Raw genomic sequence first — 25,960 nt, 5'->3', positions numbered from 1 at the left:
ATTGTTCGGATGGAATGTAGGTATAGCTAAACCTATAAAACAGATTAAATTGATACCTTAAAATTGGGGCCAAGAAAAATTGCATCTCTTTTTTTTAAAAATCAAAATTATTGTTTGTTCTGTTCGGTGCTTTCTGACTGAAAATATCAGAAATCGAAATTTCAGTACAGTCATTTTTAAATTTGTCTACCAAATTGTGTGTGTAGCCAAAGTAGCTGATATATAAGTTTTTTTTGCTTCTTGTCAACGCAACCATGAAAACCGTTTCAGCATTTCGGCTATGTAGAAAGAAGTTATTGTTTAAAAATGGCAAGAAAACATTATCAAAATCTAACCCCTTAGAGCTATGATAAGTCATTATGATAGCATCTTTATTTTGCCCTGCGGAATTTAATGATCCGTAGCCACTACCTATAAATTGAAGTTTCAATCCTTGTGATTTAAAATGGCGGTTTAAATCTCCATAATCCGGTTTACCATAATTATTCTTCTTTTCATTCCATATTGATTTATTATGTGCACTTAGCACCAAATCAACGAATTTGGAAATCATTGCATTAGAAGGAAAAAGAATAGCGCAAGTGTCACCGACGGCAGTGCCCTTATTCACTTCCTGGTAAATATATTTGACCTCCTCAATTTCGCTTGATGCTTCGCACAAGCGTATATCCACATCTTGCTTAGTTAAATCTCTTTTGGCTCCCCATATATTCATTGACGGAAGTAGTTTTTGAACCGCAGAAATTATACTTCTTGTGAGTCGATGAATGACGTTAAGAGAAAACGCCCTTGCATTGATGATGTCACCAACCTGACTTGGGTCAACGACTGGTTCTTGCCATCGGGGATCTGTATCGTAAATGGACTGATTAGAATCACCAGCAACTATCACTTTTGTTGCCCGGTTTTTCATCGCATGTAAAACACGAGAAGGAAGGTCTTGTACCTCATCACAAAAGATATAGTCATACCTCATTGAATTTTTATCGACAAATTCAATGTACGTCATTACGGGTATGTTTGAAGGTAAATTCAGTTCTCGCATACCGGTTTTAAACATGTCAATTAAGGAATGAGTATAAACCACAACAGCTATTTTTGCTTGCGGCTCTTTCTCAAGAACGCTTTTGAGTGAATGAACAAGTAGGATGGACTTTCCACTACCAGCAAATCCTTTCACCCAAATATTCCCTGATTTTTTTGACTCAACATTTATAAACTCCTTTTGATCAGGGTCTAATTGGTCTTCGCGAATCATCCATGCCATAGTGATATGATTTATAGTTTAGCTTTAGTTAGTCCCGCTTCTTTAAAAGTTGCAGTCAAGTTTTCAGAATTGAATAATTTTTCAGCGTTAAATTTTGGTTTCGATTCTCTTACTTGCTGTGCAAAATCGCGCATTCCCAACTCATCAGCGGCAGAAGAAAGCCAACTATAATCGCTGTCGGACATATTGTTAGTTTCAAACTTTATTTTCCAAGTGTCAAAGGCTTTCTTTATCATTTCTTTTCCCCTGTCGGGATTATCCTTTTTTAACACCTTACCCAATTCGTATAATGTGTGTGGTTTATCGGGGTCTAATCGTAGAGATTCTTCCAGTATTTCTTTGAACTTGACGTCGTCTTTATCCTTATGCTTATATGCGAAATTGAAAGCAGTTGTAGCGTTTTTATTTTTCTCATAACCCTGTCCGTAAAATTCCAGTGCTTTATCATCATAACCTGCACTGGAATAAAGTACGCCAATTTGATTTAAATTATGAATACTTGGATACAATTCATTGATCAATTCCAGTGTCTCAGCAGCTCTAAGAAAATTCTCTGTTTTTTCATATGCTTTATAAAGCATATTTAAACTTTCCTTGGTTGGCTTTCCGCCGTTTTGCTCAGCATCGATATTTGCTTGTCTCTCAGCTTTTAGGACCATCCGTTGTTCAGAGGTCAACTCTTTATTAGCGAAAGGATTGATAGGTTCGACAAATACGGATTGTCCCACAGCAGTCGCGCGGGCAAGTAAAATTTTATCAGTAGTTATTTCTAATTCTAAGCGAACCGGGGTGTTCTTTTTGAAACCTTTAGGATCGCTGCAAACAATTTTAATATTAAAAAGCAACTTATTGACATTACCTAAGCATAGGGGTAATTCAATTGCGGGTTGACCATCCAGAGTTGTAACTAAATCATCGATAATAATTAAATCACAAGGAATATGTGTGCCCGCTTTTAAAATAACTTTTGCCGTCTCATCTTTTGTTATTAAAACAAAGGGCTCACTTGTTATAGGCTGTATAATGTTTTTGCCAAAGCCATTATATACTATAGAATGAATAGCGGCTCCTGCAGAGACATGTGTTTGTAAATCCCGGGGTATCAATAAATCGGACTCCTTGAAATATTCCTTTAATGCGGATTGTACATATGGATTTTTCGAACTACCTCCAATAAATAGCACATAATCAATTTCGTTTTTTATTAATGATGCTTTTTTCAGTGCCGTTTGAATCGGGTTGAAAATCGTCGTAAACTCTTCCTGAACAGTTTTCGTCCTTGTTGGATGTAATGAAGGAGCCTTTAAAAACGCCTTCATCGTATCATTAAACTCGGCATATGAAAGCCTCGGTTCGGTAAGGGTAAGGTGACCTTTTCTTGAATCGATTTCTATTTTATAACCTAATGATATAAAGTCTTTGCTGGTGGCATTTGCTGGCAATATTTTATTGGTCATTTGTAACGCTATAGATTCACAAATGAGGATTTTTAATTGTTCCGCCGCTTTTAAAAGTTGATTGACTAACCGGTTTTTTTCCGGAGTCCTGAAGTCTTGCAATTGCTGATTACTCTCTTTTAACAGTTGGGGGAACAAATATTCGATGGCTATGTATCTGTCAATATCATCACCTCCCAATTTCTCAAATTTAGAAATAGAAAGATTTTTAGAATATATACCCTGGAGGTCTTTTCCTAATTCAAGGATCGAAACATCACAAGTGCCTGCACCAAAATCAAATACTAAAATTTTTGGATTATCCCCGTCAGGTATTCTTAACGGGCAATTTTCATCTGATGAAACCTGCACATAACTTAAAAAAGCAGCATTCGGCTCATCAATCAATGATTGTTTATTTATGGAAATACCATTTTGCTCAAGTGCAAATATTAATTCCTTTCTTTGATTTGCCTCAAATGAAGCTGGAATGCTTACCGCAAATTGTAAATGGCTTGATAAATTGTGCTTAGTTACATATCGGTCTATTTGAGCCTTTAAGTATTGAAAAAAAACCTTTGCCGCATCTTTAGGGTTCAAAATTGGAAAATCGCTATTCCGGTCTAACTCACTGTTGAAATATTTAGAACCAAGATCTTCGCCGAGTTCCATTTTGAACGAATACCAAACATTAACACCTTTTTTCAATTCGTGCTTTAAATCTGCCGCGCCTTTACCGACAAGTAATTGTTGGTTATACCAAGCAATCACAGTAGGTATCTTTTCTGAAGACATTATCGCTCCATCTGCTAATTTTTGATTAAGCCAAATTGGGTCAGTTTTTATAGTCTTCGTTTCTTTATCAATTGCAGCTACCGAAACGACCGTGGTAGAGGTTCCGAAATCAATCCCTATAAAAGTCGTGTTGAAAACATCGTTAATAGGTTTAGCAACTTGTTGGTTCCTAATCGCCGGAAATAGGCTCTGAATATTAATATCGGTTGCCATAATTGCAAATCGTTTATTTAAGATATAAGTTTACTCAAAATTTATTTTCGGTAGGGAGTTCACAATATCTACTGTCTGGGCGCTTACATTAATAATGCTTAGTAGCAAATCTAAAATATAGCGAGTCTTACCAACTTCAATCGCCCAATCATTAGGATTGTTCTTTATTCCACTTTCCTTATGGGTTGTAATCTGATAGCGCTCCATGATCCACTCAATGGCGCTTTTGCCGTTCACAACATAATCATAAGCTTTGGCCGGTATATTTGATATGGTGATTTTGCTGTTGAACAAAATAGTATCCTTTTGGTCTTTCTTAGGGAAACGCATTTTTTCCACATTGAAAAAGTCACTCTCTATTCCTGTTACAAATAAATCTTCATAAGCTGGAACGGTTTCATAATTGATGTGTAATTCTGCTAATTCACGCCCAGCTTTGCAGAATTTCCAAAAGTCACGCACATCGTCCAATAGCGGTAATCGAGGCAGCATTTTTTTTAAATCATTTGCAAACTGTTGACGATAATCTGGACTGTGCAGAAAGCCATATACAAAATAAAAGACATCCTCCTTTGTTACGGTCTTACCATAAATAAGTCTCGCTTGGTTTAAAATAAAATCACTTATAGCATCGCGCCGAATATATTCACTTTTGCCATCTGTGTCGAACAGGCCGGGACTTTGCTTTTGTCGTTCCTCATAATAATAAAGAGGGAAGCATTGAGTGCCTCCATAAGTATCGTTGTCCCGAATACAGTCGGTAATCAACGCATAGAAATCTTTAACACTTCCGTTGCCGGGAATTGTAATTACTAAATTTTTTAATTCCGCATTGGGAAAGATCAATGAGCTTAATCCTGGACTTTCTATAAATGGTTTATCAAAATAAAGTATTTGTTTAGTGAAGGGTCTATAAATAGCAACCCTCATTTTATTATTTAGATATTTATGGGCAATTCCGTTTTCAACATCTCTTCTTAATGCTCTTGTCCAGCTAATTTTTGTTGCATCATAGGTAATGAAATCTTCTACTTTAAGGCCGGGTTGTGCTTTCTTTGCTATATTAAATTCGTCATTTTGTTGATCATAAAATGCAATCATTCGTTGCATATTACCTTCAACTTGTTTTTCTGAAAAATTATAAGCCCACGCATCGCGAGCTGTGGCTACCCCGATGGCGTAAGTATTGAAAATCGATTGAGTTTTTAAATCGAATTTCTTTTCCGGTTCAAGTGAAACGAAATTATTAAAGCCCTCATTGCGTTGACTTAACCAATCGCCATGTGCGTTGGGTAATAATGTTCTCCACGATATGCTTTCATTTTCGACAGAAACGAACTTTTTTAAAATGTTCAATTTTTCTTCCCGATTTAAATAATCGCCAATATCATAATAATGAATTTTTGCATTTTGAACAGCAGATGAGGGGTTTTTAACTAACAAAGTGATTGCAATCGGTGTTCGTGAACCGGAGCCAAATATTTTACCCCCTTCTTTTCTCGAAAGTTCACCGCTTGTTCGCTGATTACCCCGCAAATTAAATATGTAGATAGATGAAAATTCTTTCTCTATGCACTTACGAAAACCATCAGTACTATTACTATCTATCCATGCACCATTAGATACAAAGCAAATGATACCCCCATGTTTGGCATCTAATCTTTCGCTACTCCAAAGAAACGCTTTTATATATGCGTCGTACAGTGATTTATTAAGGCCGGCGGAAGATTCCTTTGCGTAAGTGGATGCAATTTTTGCATCTAACTTAGGATAACTTTGGTTTTGCGCGTTGTCATTGGCCGATTTCTGACCTACGGAATATGGGGGGTTGCCCATAATAACACGTAGAGGAGCACTTTTTTGTCTTGTAACACGTTCTGAATTTTGAGGGAACATATCCTTGTGAAGTTTGTAATTCCCATCCATTTCGCCTAACTGAAAAGTATCTGTTAAACAGATGCCCTCGAAAGCCTTATATTCGGTTTCGCCGATGGCATCATGGTAAGCATTTTCAATATTTACTGCGGCTATATAATACGCAAGTAAGACAATCTCATTTGCAAATATTTCATTTGTGTATTTTCGTTCAAGCTGTTTTTTATCAATTAGCCCACTTTGCAATAATCTTGTGATAAAAGTGCCTGTTCCCGTAAAAGGGTCAAGAATATGTATATTTTCATCGCCTAATCCGCGCTGAAATTCCTTTTTTAAGACATCGTTTACAGAGTGTATGATAAAATCGACTACCTCAACCGGAGTATAAACAATTCCTAACTGCTCTACCATTTTTGGAAAAGCGGTCTTAAAAAATTTGTCATACAACTCAATTATTATGCGTTGCTTACCTTCAGCGTTGTCTATTCCCTGAGCCTTTAACCGTACTGAGTCGTAAAATTTTTGTAACGTTTCGGTGTCTTTTTCTATAGCCTGTTCTTCGAGTAAATCGATCATAGACTGCATCGAAACAGATATAGGATTGTTTTTAACAAATGAATAGCCATCAAATAACGCCTCAAAAACAGGCTTGGTGATGAGATGCTGTGAAAGCATCTCAATTGCCTGTTCTTGGGTAATAGACGGGTTTATGTTTTTTTGCAGCCCATTTAAAAAATCAGCAAAAGCCTCTTGATGCTTCGTGTCTTCTTTTATCAGTCTGGTAATGCGTATAACTTGTCGTTCAGCAATTTCAGCTACACTTTTGGCCCACTGTTCCCAATAAAGTCTGTTGCCTACCTTTTGAACCATACGTGCAAATACCACGTGCTGCAATTGTTCAAATTGTAATGCAAGTTGATTTCTTATTTCATTATTTGCGCTGGTATTCTCCCCGGTCGAACCAGAAACCGGTTCGCCATTTTCGAAAGAAGTTTCGGGACGCCCCACTAAAATCTGTTCCGGGCGCGATTTGTTTAACTCAATTTTATTTACAGTCGCATTAAAACGGTCGTCATGCGCTCTAAGCGCGTTTAACACAGTCCATACTACTTTGTACCGCTCATTGTCATCTAATGCCTTATCGGCCTCAATATTTGACGGGACAACCACCGGAATAATTATATACCCGTATTTCTTTTTTGTCCCTGGCGATAACCTCATCACCCTGCCAACAGATTGAACAACATCTACCTGTGAATTACGTGCAGAAAGAAACATTACAGCGTCAAGAGATGGAACATCGACACCCTCACTTAAACAACGGACATTCGTTAGTACCCTGCATTCATTATCTTCAGTTTCGGCCTTTAGCCAACCTAACAAATCATTTCTTTCAGGCGCCGACATGGTGCCATCAATATGTTGGGCAGAAACTGAAACCATGCTTTCCTTTTTATCTGCCGGTAATGAGTTTATGTACGCTTCTGTCGCTGTATTGTAAGTTTGCGTTATTTTCTTTGAGGCGGCGATACTTGAACAAAAGGCAACGGCCCTGCGCATTGGATCAGGATCGTTGGCTTCTAAAATTCCAGCATCACCTAAAATCTGTTTCGAAAGGGCGTTAATACATCCAATTAGTTTTGAAGCATCATCGGCATTAATTTCACTCTGGTCGTCCGAAATCATTTTTTGAACAGCCGGTGGAACATCCTTATCACTGAGGGTTAATATCAAAACCTTGTAGTCCGTCAATAGCCCCAGGCTAACAGCTTCACCAAATCCTATTCTATAAATTTCGTCGCCGTAAAGTGCCGTATCATCCATTGAACATAAAATAGCATCCGCTTGCGCAGCTTTGCTTTTGGTATCATCACTATACAAACGTGGTGTTGCGGTCATATACAAACGTTTTTTTGCTTGTATGAATGAATTATCGTGAACCTTTGTAAAGGCTGATTCATCTTCACCAGCTAAAGCAACACCAGTGGTGCGATGTGCTTCGTCACAGATTATTAAATCAAACTCGCCAATACCGAGATTCTGCTTCAATAATTCTTTCTGTGCCCTGGCAATGACCTCTATTGATTGATAAGTAGAAAAAACCACTGTCATGCCGGAATGTGCGCTCGACTGAAAGTGTTTGAATTGAGATATAATATCAGCTACATTGGTAGAGGCTGGTAAAGCAAGATCGACCACGCTGAAATTTTCGGTATCCTGATTTTTTGTCTTTTTCTTTGTGATTTCAGGGTCGGAGCATATACATATAGCATTTAAAGGCTCATTTGCTTCAGTTGTCCATTCATCAAGTGATTGTCCCAACAAGGCGATTGATGGAACTAAAAATAAAATTAGCCCTTTCCCGCCAGTTTCATTTTCAGCAATCCGAAGCGAAGTAAAAGTTTTCCCGGTACCGCAAGCCATAATAAGCTTTCCGCGATCAGAGGTTTTGAATACTTCATTGGTTTTTTCCAATGCAGATTTTTGGTGCTGTCTTATGGTTTTCTTCCTGGTTCGCGAACTTTCTCCATGAACCCCGTCTTCCAGCTTTTCCCAATCAACTTTTGCTTCCTGTAATTCAAGAAGATTTAACCTTGTAAATGGGGGATGTTGATTTTTAATCGCTTCCTCAGCGTTGCTTCCCCATTTCTTGCCTGTCGTTTCAATCCAAAGCCTATGCGAAAAACCAACGGTTTTTAAATCGTCATTTTTGAAGTGCCTGCTTGAGGTTGATAAAAAGCCGTCTATGGCGGGCTTATCAATAGTTGAGCCTTCAGCATAACATTTACACTGTATAGCCCAATAATCTCCCTCTATGGTTTGTGCTACAAGGTCAATCCCTGTATCATTGCCGCCAAAATCTTTTCTACCAGGAAATTCATTCCACAGCCAAACTTTTTTAAAACGATATGCATATCGCGGATCAGTTTGTAAATACGCTTGCATCAAGCGTTCAAAACGATCACCCTTATCACGTTCTGAGAATGAAATTTTACGGTATTTATCAAGTATTTGGTTAAAAGCAGTCATTCAACAGGTTTAGAATTTTATAATTTATACCCTATTCAAATGTAGTCGAATTTTTTAAAATGTATTGATTGGAATGATGAGCGCTTCTTTTAATTTTACAAAGATTCAAAGGATAATTCTGTACACTTATGATACGTAACATCGAAGATGATCTTCAAAGCTATATTGAACAAGTATTAGTGAGCCTTTATGGTGAAAAATATGAGTTTTCAGCATCGAATTATGAATTTATTGAACTTAATGCTGAAAGTAAAGAGAGGCCTGGAGATCGTTGTGGAATTATCAGAATAGGCTTCAATCACCAGCGTCGACAGGTTTTTATTCCAAATATATATCTGCCAGAAGATTTACGGTATAAAGGAACAGGTAAGAAACTTATTTATATTGTTTACTATATCAGTAAACAATTCAAATACGATGTTTACGTCGCTGATCTTACTGATAGCTTTCGAGCACGACTGTTAAAAAGAGGAGCGTTGGAAACAGGCATTTATGATATGCTCGAAATTGTTGAAAGCACGGTTTTACTGTCAGAAAATATGGGATGATTATGTTATCATTGGACTTAAGTCAATCAAAAGTGACTTGCGAATTTCGATAATTTCTTCTTCAGTTAATTCTGCATTTCGAAAAGCTTCCACTAGTTCCTCCTGCCTTGGCTGTCCAAAGGTAAGACGATAAAGTGCGAGTGTTTCTTTTGCAGCATCATATTTGGCAACATCCCTGCTCAATTGATGGATTGGCACAAAACGTTCTATCTTATATTTCCCATCATTTAAATACCAAAAGGGTACGAGGTCGGAGTCACCAGGCGATTTCATTCGCTCTACTGCCAGTTCAAATATGGCGTCCCATAGAGCACCCCCTCTTGAAGCTAAATCATTCAGCGATAACTTTTCTGCCAGGCTTTGTCGAATTGCTAGTGCTTTATAACGGTTTATCCGTCCTTCTCGCTGTTCAATGTCAATTGGATTATGCGGCAGGTTCCAATGGAATATCTTTCTACAATAATAATGGAAATCTAAGCCTTCCTGCCCGATTGAGGTTGAAGTCAGTACAAATGGCCGGAATGGTGAGTTAAATACTTCTCTTATACTAATCATACGGTTATCTCCGGCATCAGTTCCAATTTTCTGATCCCCGTAACTTACTGCAAAATGGCATCGCATTTCTCTGCTTTTTCCTTGATAAAATGTATTACTGTCATCTACTTGAATACTGGAATTCCTTACAGATAAGACATCGACAATTGCTATCGTTGCTTTATCCATCGTTTTTGTTCCTTCATGAGATTTTAATAAGTAAACAAATTCCTCCAACATACCGGCAAGGTTTCCTGAAGCACAATAGTTCAATACCTGCCGCCAGTAAGTCAACCCCAAACCGTTATTTTTTACGATTGCGATAGATTCGGGTTTATTGAACAATCCTACAAAAGCATCTGCTACATCATACGCTCGGTTACAACGCTCCCGGATTTCATCCTTAAAGTAAATTCCAAAGGCTCTCAACGCCACGTTCGCGGGACTGCAAAGGGCAATTTCAGCCAGCGTGTCGAATAAGCCGGATGGAAATATTCCGAGATCGTCATGAGTTTCTTTAATGATCTCTGTTAAGTACCTTTGAAGGAACAGATAGTGTTGCTGCTTAGCGCCAACTTCCTTACTTAAAATATCCTGTAAAATATATCCTTCGCCATTCAGTCTATCCAATAAAGCGGGGAGAACCCAATACCATTTAACATCGACCGTAGATAAATTAGCGTATTTTTCTTCTAAATTTAGCTTTCGAACGGCTGTTTCCAATTTTATCGATAGACTTTTCTTCACGACAGCATATCGCTGCCCATCTTTGTTGAAAAACACTTGACTTTCAAGAAATTTTACCAGCCAGGAGCAAGGATAAGTTAAGCAAACGTTAGTCATATGGAATTTACCATCGCCGGAATTAAAAACGAGTAGCGCTCGTTGTCGTTTGCCATGCTCTGTAAAATACTTTTTCTTCTGTTTGTTGATTTTTTTTCCTGGTAATTCCTGACGTACAACACGCCTTTCAGATTCATAAGATAATAACGCTGACACCGCCCTCGGCACCATTTTCCAGCCTGAGAACACTAGTACCTTTGAAAAACGTTCGCTTTTTGCATATGCACCAAAGGGCTTGTAGTAGGGTTTGGATGGCGGCACCCATAATAATGCATGCCCATTATTGTCAAAACATTCAGCGGTAAGTGCGCGCAATTTACCGTTAGGAAAACTGGGTTTCCCATCGTCGGTGCTAAGCGGCTCGTATCGGTCAATTTTCCCAAAATCAATAAAGGTGCCCTTTTTTTTTAATAAAGATTTTACGGTCTTGTTATCCTTGAAAAGATCAATCGTCTCCCTTAGTTTATAGGCCCGCAAAAAGGACAATGGGTATGGCGTAGATTTGGCAAATTCCATCGTGGACCCCGAAAATCTTTTCCTAACCGCCAGTTTCTTAAGTTCTTCTGTTACCTGATCAATCGCAATAAAATTTTCTATATCCTCCCTGATAATCGGCAAGAAGCCAATGCCGGCAGAAATAACCATATTTTCAAGTCCTTTGGCGACGCTCATCCTTTCGTTTCGACTCATTATCTGCTTAAGCCCGGCTTGTAATCTATTTTTAATGTCGATGGCAGTCGTCATCTCTTCAATGGCCTGGCGAGGGAATCGAAGCATTTCAAAAAAAGCTTCCTGATCCTGTTTTATCGTTGACCATAGACTATTTCCCTTTGTCCCACCAAGGAATAAAACCAGTTTTCGAAATTCGTCAAAGTGATTCTCGTTGGCCAACTCTTCCAACTTTGTCGTAAAGGATTTAAAAGGCGTTGCAGAAAGCAATAACGCCATCGTGTTTTCATCAGCCAGAACCTTCCTGGCGATTTTTGCTGCTTCAGTCTGGTCATCATGATTTAAAAGCTCCTTGAAACGCTGAAATTCATCAAGAATAAAAAGATTCGCGTCAAGAAATTCGGTGCAGATATTTGTAAGTTCAAAACGAAGTGCCCGGATCAGTTCATTTGCGAAATCCAAAGGGTCTTTGGTTCCGTCATTTTCAAGCCGCCCGACTAGTCTTTCCAGGGCCCGCCAGATATTTGTTTCACCCTTTAAACCGATATAAGTAGTGATCAAAGGAAAATGCTTCGCTGAGCAAATTGTTGTTAAAAGGTGTGCTTTAAATTTTTTGGCTGCTCCGGGCCTTAATTTGTTTTCCCTGTGCTCGATAAAATCAAGGGCCAGATTGTTCCACCCGGCCAGTCCAACATGCTTTTTACCACGGAATATCTTTATTAGTACCACCCTGTTGTTATTGAAGTGTTCGTACGAACAAAGCAGGGCCAGCAAAATTGCCCTTTCCTTTTTATCGCCAACGCTTCTAGTTAGCTTGAAAGATGTCGATGGCGTAAGTGAACTTAGGCGCAACATGTTTGGTCCAGGCTCTCTTTTCAAGGCAAGGTAAGTCAAGCGGGAAAACGTATCATTCTTGTCACCGAACACATTCAGTGTACTCATGTTCTGTTGCGCAAGTACTTGGTTTGAACAAATGTAAACGACATGGAAGGGCTCACCTTTGGATGCATATCGCTGTAACGAACGCAGGACTACACCTTTGGCAACCATTGTTTTTCCTAACCCAACTTCATCTGCCACGAGTATTTTTTTCTTATGTTTTTCATAAAACTGCCTGATTACATAATTTACCGTTGCCTCCTGAAAATCTTTTAACGTGCGGTGGTTTTCCTCTACCAAACAATTTATTTTGTCAATCATCGGCGAATTTTTTAAATATGTCCCATATTGGTTTAAAATCAGCCACAACATTGCTATTCAACTTTTCCAGTCTAATCATTATTTGATTGATTTCTGTTAGTTTGAAGCGCGAACGCGATGCGGCAATCAACAGATTTTCGTAGATGGGTAGACTTAATTCTGCTCCAACGGATATACCTGAAGCTTTTTTTTCAATATCTTCCCTAATGATTTCGAGCAAGCCATCATACCCATCCGGCTCTAAAATGAATTGGAGGTACTGATAAAAAGACTTTTTATTGTTAATCAGGTCGCTGAAAATAGCGTCTTCCCTGTTTAAGGGCATACCGGCGAGTTCCGCTTTAAAAACCAATCTACTTTCCATAATACCGTCGATTTCAATGCCCAGTGCTACAAAACAGGAAAGCCGCGTCAATGCAATATTTTCGAATATCAGGGAATTTTCTTTACCGGCATGCAATTCCCGAAGGGCATCTACGCGGTTAAGTAATGAGACGTTCAAAACAAGGCCGTCAATAGATTGAATGTGACCGAGATCGACCTCCAGTTGCAGGTCGAAAGTATCTTGGTCGTTTCGCTGCCTGACTGAAGCTTTAAATACAGATTCGCCCAGCTGAAAGGTTATCTTTCTTAAAAAGTATTCTTTTCTTTTATCTCTTGGTTCAATAAATTCATTACCTGGTATATAAGGCCTGAATATACCCAGATCTTGATTCGTGAGCGCATTCTTTATTACATCAAAACTTGCCTGGCTCGACTTCGCAGCGAATTTGACCATAAATTCCACATTCTTCGACATCGCAGCACTTGTTCCGTTAGCCGAACCCAAAAGCCATTCAGTTTTCCTTTTGTTGGCACCAATAAATAGTTTAGCATGCAAGTCCTGGGAGAGGACCCGGCCACCTTCGCTGTCCATTGTCCTTTCGGCGTCGCGGATTACTTCGTTAAAATAGAAAACGTCCATATCATTGAAGGTAGCCGGAGGCATGGCGTCAAGGTCGTCTTTGCGTGATAATAAAGTAATATGTTTGTTGTTCTTTTTCAATTCGGCAATCGTATCGGCGTCTGAAAATGGCGTCATTACCAGTAATTTCTGATAAGAACATGACAGTACCGGATTTGCAAAACCTGTCGACTGTTTCTTTCCAACAATAGGGAACAATTCCGGAGATTGAAACCCCTCGGGCACGTTGAACTCTATTTTAGACAGATCCCTAATGAAACGTGCGTCAGTTTCTGTTTTAGTACTCTTGAACAAATAACTTAAGAAGTCCCCTAAAAACTTTCCATTTGCAGAATTCTCGCGACTTGGTTTACCATCAATAAATGTCGCAATATCCCAAGAGCGGTCAAAAGTCAAATTACGGCTTAAAACCGCCAACCGATAATAAACTTGTTTTTTCTTTTCAAACCGAAGCACCCAAATTTTAGGGTGAAAAGAGCTATGAATCTCATATGGTTGAACTTCAACAATACGCTGTTCTATTAATGAAAGTAAGCTAGTAAACCCCTCTGGTAAATTTATCTTGCCCCGCTGGCAAAATAAGGTTACTCTTTCGCGGCTTTTCCTGATCGCTTCAAGAACCTCATAGCGTTCCGGTTTGAAATTATCTTGTAATGATTGTTGATAGAATAGTGCTACTGGAACGGCTAGGAGCGCGTAAAGATCAAGAGAATAAGTAGTACCGACGGCCCGAGTCAATGTATAACCCTCTGGTGGCGCCAACAACTCACGATAGGTCAGGCGGTTTTGTTTAAAATCCAGCATCTTCTAACGGTTTATAAATATCATTAACTATAGCTCTCACTTGAGAAAACCTAAAACTTAACGTTTCAATGCCGACCCATTTTTTATATTCACCCGATTTATTACCCAGCTTTGCTCTTCCTTTTTTATTGTTTTCCTCTTGTTGCCTTACCAATTTATCCAGTCTGTTGATATCAGGTACAACCTCATTGATCCCGTGATACCAATTTTTAAGAAAAATCTTTGTTTGTGGATTTGTTTGCGGTGCAATCTCCAGCAACAGAAAATCAAGGTCAAATTCTTCTGCCAGGTATTGACTATCATTTAATTGCTTCAGCCAAAGGGTCCATTCATTGGAATAATCAATAACTCCTGCCTGTTGATGCAGCATCATATTATAACGGATATGTGCGCCGTGAGTAATAAATTCAAATTTGACAGCAAGCTTGAGAAACCGCGCGGTTGTCGCCGGTAGTTTCCCCGATGAAAGTAGATATTCTGCAAATGTCGAAAAGTCCTTTGTTGCCACGGCGTTAACCGCCAATTCCCTATGGATCATTAATTGCCCCAACAAATTATCGGGCTCTTTTTTACCGGAGGAATTGTCACGAAACTGATCCCGCAAGTATCGAGCTTCCGCGGCCGTTAGGTCCATTGTGATTTTTTCAGTTTCTTCGAATAAAGGCAAGTTCAATTTAAACGTAGCCAACTCCGCCAGCCCTTCGTCATCGTCAAATTGGTCGCCGCTCATATTATTCCTTGACATGCCCTCGAGGTTATTTTTCGCAAGGTATTCGTTGAGCGAATAATTAGTATCGACGATGTTGTGTTTGCGAATCCCGTTCCAATAAACTGAGGATGCCGTTCTTACCAGTTGCTTGTCATTCTTTGCCACGTTGATTCCAATTACACCGTTGTTGTCTTGGTAATTGTAGCTACGCGCTAGTTGGTGCATCAATTGATGTTCGTATTTAATAAACCAAACTGACAGTCTTTGCAAGGGAAGTTTCGCCTGGTAATCTTTTATGTAGGTCTGTATGAGTTGCGGGATCAAAATAAAATACTTCGGTCGGGTTTGAATTGTAGATACCCCTGGAAATAAGTAATCGGCAATGGCATCTCGCATTACTCCAATCCCAAGCTCGTCGACAGTACCACCTTCATTTAGCATTTCTATAACCGAAAACACACGGTTACGATGATCTTCGGAGAAATCGATCCATCCTAATCCTGCTTTCATGTCTTTAGGTTGTGATGTTGGTAATGTGCTTCAAAATATTTTCGTCGTCTTTCTTGAAAATAGGGGGTAGTCCTTCCAGAAAGCCTATTTATATAATCGGTTACAGCAGGAGTTGATGGTAAGTCATTTCTCGCTAATATAATACCATCTTGAACAGAAATGTATCCCCGTTCAAATAATTCGTCGCATCCGAATTTGCAAGCAGGCACGACTACATTTAAATCAAGACGTTCCTGATGTTGGCATAGCGCCCGTGGTTTAATATGGGCAGCGACCATTAGTCCACGCGGAAAGTAAGAGCCACAGAAAGCGCATTCAAAGGTTTGACCGGCATTAAATAATGCTTTTTGAAGCCCATGATGTTCTACTCTTCTGAAAGTATCAATAGACACATCTGTCGGTCCAAGCATCGTCAGATAAGAAAGCTGGTCATCAAAATCGGCTTGACTTATGTATCCAAGAGATGCCGCTACCATCTGCTTCCAATTAGAATCGAATGAACTCATAGCACCTCTTCCTTTGAAATTAAATCCTAAAAGTCGCAGGCGGGCTTCATGATTGGGGGGATAATTTCCAACACGAAATTTTTTTAATTGATTTTGAAGCCAATTGTAATTAGTAGAAGTTCTTCCGCTTTCGTTGATAAGATCCTCCAAACAATTATCAAATAAAAAAATCCGTAACCGTGCATATTGGTCATTCCACTCATCTTCAATTACCTCCTTATGACTCCACTTGAAACCAACGGCATTAAGTGCTTCCACTTTCCAATCATCAAGTGGCTTTCGGTTGCTTTTTCCTCTTTTAAAAACCGCTCGTTGATCTTGAACCCAGTTATATACCGATGTCGGGTATTTGCTTATCTTACCTTCCGTTTTAGCAATCATGTAGGAGATATATTCACCTAATCTATTTTTCCAAATTTCAGCATCACGTTCAAACTCTTTTGGCTCTAATTCAAAACCTATTTTAAGAAGTAAATCTATTTGAACCGGAGAAAGCCTATTTTTTTTAAAGGTCGCCCGCTGGCTCATCAACCAGGAATGTCCATCGCTGTAAGAACTTCGAGTGGGTAGTTTTTTATGTGCCTGAACCCATTGGCGAACCTTTTCAAAATCTTCTTCCCAAGTTGGGAAATATGTCTGTAGCTGAAGGCTTTCAATAGCCGAAGCTTGCCTTCTATTCAAACCACCTTCCTGAAATCTAATCCAGTTATGCCTTAGCCACGCATAATACGTATCGCCAATAATCCCAGGAGACACGGAACCTTTCTCATAAAGCAAAGCCTTTACCACGCTAAACCGTTCGAACCAGTTGTCAGTTTTTCCTTCAAAATTGAACCCAAGTTCCAGTAATTTTTCAAATTGCCAATCTTCGAGGGAATCTTCACGGAATTTCTTCCGTTGTGTAAATGCAAAATTGCCGAGTTTACTTTCTTCCGAATCAGGATTTGCTCGTTCCTGTGCCGGCCATTTATTGCGTTCATGTCTAAAGGCAAGAAGTAAATCATAATTTCGCAGCCATTTTAAGTCTTTTACTGAATTTAGATCCATTTCTCTTATTTATCCCATTAACGTTTCGGCACCTATTAATATATTCTCCAATTTTTCAATTTGTTCCAATGGCGGTACACAGGAAAATATTCCACTTTCCTGATTTTTTCTAAGACCCCGTAAGAACATATATGCTACACCTCCAAACTGTGATTCATAATCGAACCCCTGTAGTTTTACGGTAAGATACTTCTTCAATGCCAATGTATAAATCAAATATTGTAGATGATAATTTCCGTCATTCATCGTGTTTCGCAAGGAGTTGGTATTATACCAGCTTAATGAGTCACCTAGAAAATTTGATTTCCAATCCAAAATATAATATTTGCCGGCATATTCAAAGATCAGATCTATTTTACCATTCATCATTCCTTCAAGCTGCTCTTCGTAGCCGACTAAAAACTTTGCCTCATTATCTGAAAGTTCTTCGATTGCCGTATTTACAAAACTGCCGACGTTGAAATCAAATTCAAATTCACTGATTCGTTTATTCCTGGCAACGTCAACAAGAGCAAATGTTGTCCCGTCAATATTTATCTCTGCATTCACGATGTGCTCTAGCATCACAAAAAGCATTTTGGAATAAGTATCTCCAGTAGCTGGCATAAAACGTCTGATACCCATATCAATAACTTTTTCCCAGTTTGTCGATTTGGTGAAATCAATATTCTCTAAAATATAATGAAGTAAGTGGCCCGTTACGATGCTCTTGGGTAACTGTTTAAATATGAATGATTCATATTCTCCGACAGCATTATTATTATTTTCTTTTATTATAAAAGGTTGCTTTCTAGACAAAAAGGTGTAGCTCAGCTTATGCCAGTTTTGATCGCTAAGTTGAAATTGAGCGGGTTCCATGTGCTTTAATGGTTTCCATTCCAGCTTTCCAGAATATTTGGAATGGCTTGGTATAGCTGTGTGATCAGCAAATTGAATCAATTCGTTTTCAGCTTCAAGTGTCTTTAATCCGGCTATAAAAGTTTTTAAACTTGAGTTATTGTAATATGAGGCAGTGTTTTTATAGATATAGCATTTATAAACAGCCCTGGTAACTGCGACATAAATCATGCGTCTATTTTCCTGTTCGAGTTGTTCGGAAAGCAATGCCGATTGTTCGTCGCTTAGTTGATTATGATGGGCAAACAAATACTCTCCACTATCCCTATCCCGGAAACTGCAAAAATCACCAACGCCTTCCGGTAACATATCTAAAAACGGGGCGAAGACTATATTATATTCTAAACCTTTACTTTTATGGATGGTGATAATTCTCACTGCTTCTTCATCACTTTCGATCCGTTGCTCAAACTCGTCACCCTGAACATCCATACCTTCAGTCGCTTTCTGCAACCACGCGATGAGCTCACCGTTATTTAATTTATTTGCGGTTTGTGTCTTGTGTAATATTTCAACCAATTGCATCAGGTTAGTTAATACACGTTCGCCATGTGAATGGTTAAGTAATACAGACCTTACCTTATAATCTCTTAAAAATGCTGCAAAGCTTACATAAATACCCTGTTGATCCCAAAGTACACTGTAAATTTTGAATCGCTCCTGTTGTTGATCATCGTTAAGTAGCAATATTTGATCCCGGTCAAATCCAGTGAACGGTGATAGTAATGCTTTGTTGATCGAGCCACGATTTTTATCTTCAAAAGCTTGAAGCAGATAAAGTAATGCCGTAGCCTCGTTTGATTTTAATATCTTACTATCGTCAATGGTCACAGCGGGAATACGAACTGCTGCAAGCGCATTCTTTATAAGTTTCCCCTGTTTATTTTTTCTAACCAGTATTCCAATGTCTGATGGCTTAACCGCTCTGTGTTCACCATTGACTTCCAATTGATAGCTTCTATCTTCCAGAAGTGCCAGTACTTGTTTAGCGACTGCTGCGGCGATGCTATCATTAGTGGGACATTCAAATAATAAAATAGGAGCTTCGGGGGCACTTTCTCTGAGGAGAGGGTGAACAGTTTTTGTGGATGGTGCATCGACCGGGATGTAGCCAAACGAATTTTCCTGGCCCCCGAAAGCAAATGTATCAAACCCATCTACCGGTTGAAAAAAAACATTCATTGAATGAATGTATGCAGGGCAAGATCGGTAATTGATATTCATACTGTAGTTGTTTGCTACAGTAGTCGCTGCTTTCAAATAGGTATTAATGTCTGCTTTTCTCCAGGCGTAAATGGATTGTTTCGGGTCGCCAATGTAAAACAGGATATTTGTTTGTCCGAAAACTTGTTCGAAAATTTCGTATTGCAATTTATCGGTATCTTGAAACTCATCGACAAAAACAGCCTTGTATTTTGCTCGTAAAGATTGCAGGAGTTGCTCATTATAATCTTTGACGGTGGCAGTATGTAAATTGATGATCATGTCGTCAAAGGATAACACACTGTTTCTGTTTTTATAAGCTTGAATATTGATGGATGCCTCTCTGATGCTCATACAATAAAGCGTACTGATGATCTTATTTGCTTTTTCACCGACTCTGCTCATTATTTCGTCGATCTCATCACACGCCACCAGCAAGTGTCCATACAGCGTGTTGATGTAACCTGAATTTCTTTTGGCCTTGATCTGCTTGATAAATTCTTCTGGACTATCGAGCAAGTGTGAGAGTGCAGTGTGCGCATATCGGTTCGCCGCAGTTGCAGCCCGCAAATTGCCTTCATCATTTATAATTCGCGTATGAAGCGTTTTGACGCATCCGTCTGCTTCCGAGAGAATTTTTTCAATGTCTATCCATTCATTTTCAAGGAGATCGGATGAAAGTGCGTAATGCGCGTCCGGAAAATAGGCAATATACCGCTTACCTCCGTAATGGCCATTCAGCACCTCTGAGAAGTTTGCTCTCGATAATCCATTATCAATTAATATATTAAGTAGCTTTAATGGAATACTCGTCACATGTGCTCGCCAGAATTTATTTATTTCGTCGTCGAGCAATGGCCCCGAGTCTTTTAAAGTTTCACAGCCAAATAATTGGCCGGTTTCAAAAGCAAATTCATTCAATGTCTGCTGGCAAAAACTGTGTATGGTCATTACTGAGGTATCATCCAAAAGCAATACTGCCTGCGTCAACACTTCCTTTACATTGCTCTCACCTTGCTTTTCTATTGCTTTATTGACCAACTGCAAAATTGTAGTATCCTTAATTGGAATACCATTGGCGGCTTTAGCTGCTATACGGACAAACAAACGAATCCGTTCTTCTAATTCAGCAACAGCAGCCTTAGTGAAAGTTACCATCAACACCTCTTTAAGTGCAAGTTGCTTTTCCAGCAATAACCTAAGCAATAATATTGCAATAGAATAGGTCTTTCCTGTACCGGCGCTTGCTTCGATCAGGTTACTGCCTTCCAGGGGCACATCGGAAGCGACAAAGTTTTTCATTTGATCCATAAATATTAACGATTAAATATTTGGTAAACTGGTTCGTAAATGTCCCGTGTATTTAATTTGCAAGCCTCATAACATTCGGTGCTCTCAAAAAATCCGTTCTCGTATTCTTTTAAAATATACGCGTCGTTTAACCACCCTCGTTCATCGGTAGCCTTTTTCAACTGTGCAAGGAACTTTTCGTGCGTTAAACTGTCAAGTTTACTCATGTCTAACCTGAAATCCGGAGAGAAAACAAGCGGTTCTTTATGCCCACGCTTATAAAGATCAAGAAAGACTTTTAATTTCTCGAATGCGATCTCTTTTGTTAAAGATGGTAGTACTACTTTTTCAAGCGTTATTGCCGAGATATAATGCGTTTCCAGCTCAAGTTCGGCAGCGGTCGCAAGTAAATGAAGGACATATGCTTCAAGGCAATATTTTGCTTCGTTCTTTGAAAACGAAGCAATCATTAATACGTGATCGTATACAGGAAATATAGTTCCGTTTATGATTGAATCACCTATTACAATTTCCACCTGCTGCTTTCTTGGCAGGCTGTCACCGACACATTCCTGAACTAATTCTTTGACTTCGCTTATACTGGTATAGGTCTTTTCCAAAACGAGATCAGCCATGTTTTTTAATGGCAGAATGCCTGTTTTTACCCCTTTGTTACGATAGTTGGGCAACAAGGCATCATCCAGGAAAAGCAGATCTTTTTTCAGATTCCACTCCTGAAGCTTATCCTGTTCAAATATCTCGGTGTCACCAAGCAATAGCGCCTCTTCACGGTAATAAATGCCAAGTATTTTATTGTAATATGCTTTAAACGGATTTTTAAAAAAAGCGATAAAGCTGTCAATATTAATATCGGCAAAATCAAGCATCTTGACTTCCGTCTTATCTAAAGCAGGTATTGACAGTTCCTGGTCTGTCAGGTATGTATAAAGGTCATTGCCCGTTTCTGAATATTTTGAACTAAAACTATGAAGGGGATGTAGTGTGACCATCGACGTGGGCTCGTCAGTAATATAATCCAGTAATTCGTCGATCAATGCCGAAGGAGGTTGGACAGTATTGTCTTTAGAATTTCTGCCTATATAGCTGATATATAATCTTTCCTTCGCCGAAAGAACGGTTTCTAAAAATAAGTGCTTGTCGTTTTCGCGTACATCTCTATCGCCCGGCTTGGGTTGCGCTTTCATCAGATCAAAGGTTACAGGCGATTCTTTTCGGGGGAACTTATCATAGTTTAAACCCAGTATCGCGACTGTTTTAAAAGGGATACTGCGCATTGGAATCAATGAACAAAAAGTAATTCCACCCGAAATAAAGTTACCTGGGCGCGTTTCTCCTTCCATTTCGTTGATAAAACTTTGTCGAAATACATTGAAACTAACTTTTTCGCCCATAGTCTCCGAAATAAGGTTTAAACGTTCCAGATAGTCCCGAAACAGAAGGTAATCAGCATCATCATCATTTGCTCCTGTAAATAGTAATCGTCTTACACTATCTTCCAGGTATTGGCTCCATTCAGCAAGAGTCCTGTTTTGCTCCTGTTCGCTACAAACTGAAATCAGCACCTGAATAAAATGCGTGAATTTAACTAGCTCCAGTGCAGATGGTCCCTCCGCAAGGTCCAAGGGATAAAAACCATATCCGTCTCCGAGATATTCGACCGGATCACTCATACAAATGCCGTACATTATACGTTTTAATCCATTTTCCCAACTTAATGTAACTGACTCATCTAATTCGCTGCCAGATATTCCGAACCGGATGTTAGCAGTATTGACCGCTTGTCTTATCAAATCTACATTTGTAATACCGAAACGTTGTCGTATATACCCAAGTTCTAAAAGTTGCAGTATTTCTTCGGCCTTAAACTCATCTGAATTTAAGTTCATAATAGCTTGAAGTGAATTGAAAAAACCTTCGTTTACAGAAATATGCTCATCTGCGATAATAAAAGGAAATGAATAAGGGGCCGATTTTAATACAGCGCGGATATAAGGCGCATAGGCATCTATATCATTAACCATGACGACAATATCCCTCGGAGAAGTGATTTTACCCGTTTCAACTTGTCTTACTAAATAATTATAAAAAACTTCTACTTCGCGTGCCGGTGTATAGCAGGCATGGAAACTTAGAGAACCGTCCTTAAGATCATTCACAGTTATTATTTGACGGTCTTCCTCGATAGCATTGTTAAAAAGGTCAAACTGAATTTTTTTAAGTAGTGTATCCGGAACAGGGAGTTCGACTTCGCTGTCATCATACCTATCCAGCAATTCCTCGTGCTTAAAAAGCAAACTGAAGGTGTCCCGAATAACTTTGCCCCAGTTTGTTAACAGCGTATTCCCTTCAACTGGCGGCGCAAACTTGCCATTAATAGCGGAACGCTTCATCCAACGGGCTATTTGCGAAGGACTTCTATCCTCATACCAATAAAGTTGCGGGGCAGGATTCAAAAGGTAGAAACATATATCTATGTGTTCACCTAATTGTCTAAATAAGTCAATGTGAAAAGCTGTAAGAATGGAAATGCCAAATAAATGTATACGAGGTAATCTTTCCCTTATTTTATTTTGATTTTCCGGTTCCTTCAATGCGTTTATCACAAAATCTGCAATGAGCGTTTTATCAGGTATACGGGAACCCAGCGATTCTTTCGTTTTAATCCAAAGCCAGGCTTGCCAGGTGACAGAATCGTTTGATAACTCCAATGCGTTCCATTCTCTGATCATATCAGGTCGATATATTTGATATTGGTCAAACAGATCGCCTACCTTACGGGCAAGCCCGAGGCGTTTCACTTCATCGTTATTCTTATAATAACCTGCAATAACCGGATACCGGCGCTTGAAAGCTACATCATCAAGTTCAGTAAAAAGCACCCATTGTAAATTATCTGCTGCCAGCACTCTTTCTTTAGGTCCGTCAAGCCTGAAATAGATTTGATAAATAATGTCGTTTGGTTTTAAAAAACGAATATTAGCTGTTATTCCGTTATGTTCCGCAATACGTATCCTTAGCCAATTATTCATTCCGGAAGTTTGCGTAATGATAAAGTCTGGTTGAAAAACGCCACCGGGAAAATCACGCATATCTGATGAGATACGCAAGGCAAGCTTTTCCAGTGAGTTAGAGACTTTGAGAAATAATGCCATAGCTGTTATTGTAAATTTAGGTTTGTAGACGATGATTGAATAAATCGTTCAAAGATTCCTGATGCTCGTTGCACTGAAGTAATAACCGTTGTTCGCATGACTTCATGACTGGCTTGTATTGTTACGCTATTTTTCGCTCGCGTTACGGCGGTGTATAGCAATTCGCGTGTTAGCAGCCTTTCACCACCCTTTTCAGGTAGTAGTATTAGCACCCGGTCATATTCCGAACCTTGGCTTTTATGGATGGTCATTGCAAATACCGTTTGAACTTCGCTAATGTAATGTGGGAGTACATCGCGGACTCCTCCTTTACCATCAGAAAACCAGGCTTTTAAATTGCCGTTTTCATCGGGTCGAATAATTCCTGTATCACCATTGAATAATCCCAGATCATAATAATTTCGCGAAACCATAATAGGCCTGTTCTCATAAAAATCAGAAGTGATGCGAATTAACTTCTTGCTCTTAAGGTATTCTTCAACCAGGGTATTTAAATGCGTTACGCCTTGTTCGCCTTCCCAAACTGCACACAATATTCTTTGAGAATTAAGTTTTTGAAGTGCTTGTGTAATATCACCTTCATTGATATAGGTTTCAAAACCTGCAAAAAAAGCGGCCAATAAATGATCATTAAAATTATGATCAATGGCTACATCGCTTCCTGGTTTTATTGCTTCAATTTGGCCCGCTAAAATAGCACGACTTAAATTTCCGATCTCAGAAGTGTCCGAAAAACGATGGCTTTTCTTCAGTTCGATAATGTGTCCTGCTAATGGGTGCAACTGCTTAGCAGATGGCAATTTTAAAACAGCATTTAAAACAATTTCTGTTTCTTGAGGAACCGTATTAATAATTGGTTCGAATTGGCATAAATCGCCAAGCATACTGCCTGCTTCAACAGATGCCAGTTGATTTTTATCACCGAGAAATATTAGTCGGGTATGTGCCCCAACCGCTTCCATTAGCTTTGCAAAAAGCGCAACATCTACCATTGAAGCTTCATCAATTACGATTACGTCTTCAGCTAACGGATTCTCTGCATTGTGTCGAAACTGGGTTGAATTGGGAACGGATTTGAGCAATCGATGTAACGTCACCGGTTCTAATGCTTTTATTCGATTGACCACTGATTCCGGAGCGTCAATTCTGGCACTTTGTAATGATTCTGCCATCCGCATAGCGGCTTTACCGGTAGGGGCGGCAAGCGCAACTCTTATATTAGGCTCAATGGTGAAAAGAACTGCAAGCAACTTTGCCAATGTTGTGGTCTTACCTGTTCCTGGCCCGCCCGTAATTATGGTAAAATTATTAATTACACCCACCAGAACACCAGCCATTTGCCAATCTATCTCATCTTGCGAAAAGTTGCCTTTGAAAAGGTCATTGATAAGCTCACAATTAGCAAGTAGTGTAGCACATCGATCATCTATTAACGGTTTTCCATTTTTTATTAAGGTCAGGATTCCATTCAGGATTTTTGTTTCGTAAGCAAAATATCGTTCAAAGTACAATCGTCTATTATGTAAGATAAAAGGTTGTCGACCATTTTCATCAGTAACCAACTGCTCATAAACGAGCTTTTCGCTGTCATTTTCAATTATTTTTTGATAATTGACAGGCAATCCTTCCAGTTCGTCGGCTAACAGATCAATATTCAGACAAATATGGCCTTCACTCAATTTCTTGGATAAGAGATATACAAAAGGCGCCAAAACTTTTCCCGGAAAGAATTCCGCGAATTGTTGGTGTACATCATTTAGGGTTTGTTTCATCTAAGTTGGATAAGGTTAATCAATGACTATTGAACCATAATTCGATTTTTATAATCTTGATAATTTAGAATAAAATCTTCTGTAAACTGTAAATTAAAAGTGTGCAATGACTCATAATCGTCAGAACACAAATCCTGATTTATGCTTAAATCAGTCAATTTTTGTCCCAGGCCATTTTCAGCTACGATCTGAAAATCTGTAAGCATTACCTGGGGTTCTGTAAGTCCTTTTAAAAATTTAGTTTCGTAAACGTAATCAAAATAAGGCTCCGGTTTTAGCTTTAGCCGGGTTGCTGGCAAAACATTTTCAATGATTGTTTTATTTTCAAAAGCTTGCCTCAGTAATTCTACATCGGTGATAACAGGGCTACTTAAGAATGTAGCCGCCGCTTCCTCTAATTCGGAAATTAGCTGTTTAGCATCGGCTAATATAAAATCATCTTTTAATGCCAGTAACTGAAAGTATTCATTATAATGGAGCGTATTGGGAAGCCCATAAAAAGCCAATAGCTCCTCTTCAATTATAATAATTTGCAACAATAGATCGTTGAGTTGATCATCGGTATGTGTTAAACGTAACTTATGCCACAATTGCGCCTGTGCGACATAGCAAGTTAACTTATTCAGGGCTTCTGTTTTTTCCATATTACAAAACTGTTATTGTTAACCGCAAAAA

The 25,960-nt window shown here is 39.0% G+C and carries 12 protein-coding genes; 1 reads left to right on the top strand and 11 read right to left on the bottom strand.

Annotated features, from left to right (window positions below):
- Positions 1-94 precede the first annotated feature (94 nt).
- From QZX97_RS05505 to QZX97_RS05495, 3 genes are read right to left on the bottom strand one after another with little or no spacing between them, the layout of a single operon-like run.
- A complete protein-coding gene (locus QZX97_RS05505; protein ID WP_295664441.1) occupies positions 95-1,267 on the bottom strand; it encodes a 3'-5' exonuclease in 1,173 nt (390 codons plus the stop codon).
- Positions 1,268-1,278: 11 nt separating this feature from the next.
- Complete coding sequence (locus QZX97_RS05500; RefSeq protein WP_295664439.1) at positions 1,279-3,711, bottom strand: Hsp70 family protein; 2,433 nt, start codon at positions 3,709-3,711, stop codon at positions 1,279-1,281.
- A 30-nt stretch (positions 3,712-3,741) separates the two neighbouring features.
- Positions 3,742-8,616, bottom strand: coding sequence for a type ISP restriction/modification enzyme (locus QZX97_RS05495; protein WP_295664437.1), 4,875 nt, complete (start codon positions 8,614-8,616; stop codon positions 3,742-3,744).
- Positions 8,617-8,744: 128 nt separating this feature from the next.
- Between QZX97_RS05495 and QZX97_RS05490 the strand changes: the two genes are divergently transcribed.
- The gene (locus tag QZX97_RS05490) at positions 8,745-9,164 is read left to right on the top strand and encodes a hypothetical protein (RefSeq protein ID WP_295664435.1); all 420 of its coding nucleotides are present in this window, start codon (positions 8,745-8,747) and stop codon (positions 9,162-9,164) included.
- On the opposite strand, the gene QZX97_RS05485 is transcribed toward QZX97_RS05490, so the two are convergent.
- The 8 genes from QZX97_RS05485 to QZX97_RS05450 are packed head-to-tail and all read right to left on the bottom strand — an operon-like array spanning position 9,165 to position 25,929.
- Positions 9,165-12,461 carry a DEAD/DEAH box helicase family protein gene (locus QZX97_RS05485; RefSeq protein ID WP_295664433.1) on the bottom strand — a complete coding sequence of 1,099 codons (3,297 nt, stop codon included), beginning with the start codon at positions 12,459-12,461 and terminating at the stop codon, positions 9,165-9,167.
- Positions 12,403-14,178 carry a phospholipase D family protein gene (locus tag QZX97_RS05480; RefSeq protein WP_295664431.1) on the bottom strand — a complete coding sequence of 592 codons (1,776 nt, stop codon included), beginning with the start codon at positions 14,176-14,178 and terminating at the stop codon, positions 12,403-12,405. Before QZX97_RS05480 ends, QZX97_RS05485 begins: the two co-directional genes overlap by 59 nt.
- Positions 14,165-15,397: a DUF6361 family protein gene (locus QZX97_RS05475; protein ID WP_295664429.1), complete on the bottom strand. Its 1,233-nt coding sequence runs from the start codon at positions 15,395-15,397 to the stop codon at positions 14,165-14,167. The genes QZX97_RS05480 and QZX97_RS05475 overlap by 14 nt, the downstream gene beginning before the upstream one ends.
- A complete protein-coding gene (locus QZX97_RS05470) occupies positions 15,394-16,950 on the bottom strand; it encodes a Helicase associated domain protein (protein ID WP_295664426.1) in 1,557 nt (518 codons plus the stop codon). The genes QZX97_RS05475 and QZX97_RS05470 overlap by 4 nt, the downstream gene beginning before the upstream one ends.
- Before the next feature lie 9 nt (positions 16,951-16,959).
- The gene (locus tag QZX97_RS05465; RefSeq protein ID WP_295664424.1) at positions 16,960-20,361 is read right to left on the bottom strand and encodes a UvrD-helicase domain-containing protein; all 3,402 of its coding nucleotides are present in this window, start codon (positions 20,359-20,361) and stop codon (positions 16,960-16,962) included.
- A gap of 5 nt (positions 20,362-20,366) precedes the next feature.
- Complete coding sequence (gene recC / locus QZX97_RS05460) at positions 20,367-23,513, bottom strand: exodeoxyribonuclease V subunit gamma (RefSeq protein WP_295664422.1); 3,147 nt, start codon at positions 23,511-23,513, stop codon at positions 20,367-20,369.
- A gap of 5 nt (positions 23,514-23,518) precedes the next feature.
- Positions 23,519-25,285 (bottom strand): exodeoxyribonuclease V subunit alpha, encoded by a 1,767-nt coding sequence (gene recD, locus QZX97_RS05455; protein ID WP_295664420.1) that lies wholly within the window; start codon positions 25,283-25,285, stop codon positions 23,519-23,521.
- A 26-nt stretch (positions 25,286-25,311) separates the two neighbouring features.
- Positions 25,312-25,929: a hypothetical protein gene (locus QZX97_RS05450; protein ID WP_295664418.1), complete on the bottom strand. Its 618-nt coding sequence runs from the start codon at positions 25,927-25,929 to the stop codon at positions 25,312-25,314.
- Positions 25,930-25,960 lie beyond the last annotated feature (31 nt).

The sequence above is a fragment of the uncultured Mucilaginibacter sp. genome, from assembly GCF_903893715.1.
GTDB lineage: Bacteria > Bacteroidota > Bacteroidia > Sphingobacteriales > Sphingobacteriaceae > Mucilaginibacter.
The sequence above is the reverse complement of the archived record's forward strand: the minus strand, read 5'-3'. Positions and strand labels throughout refer to the sequence as shown.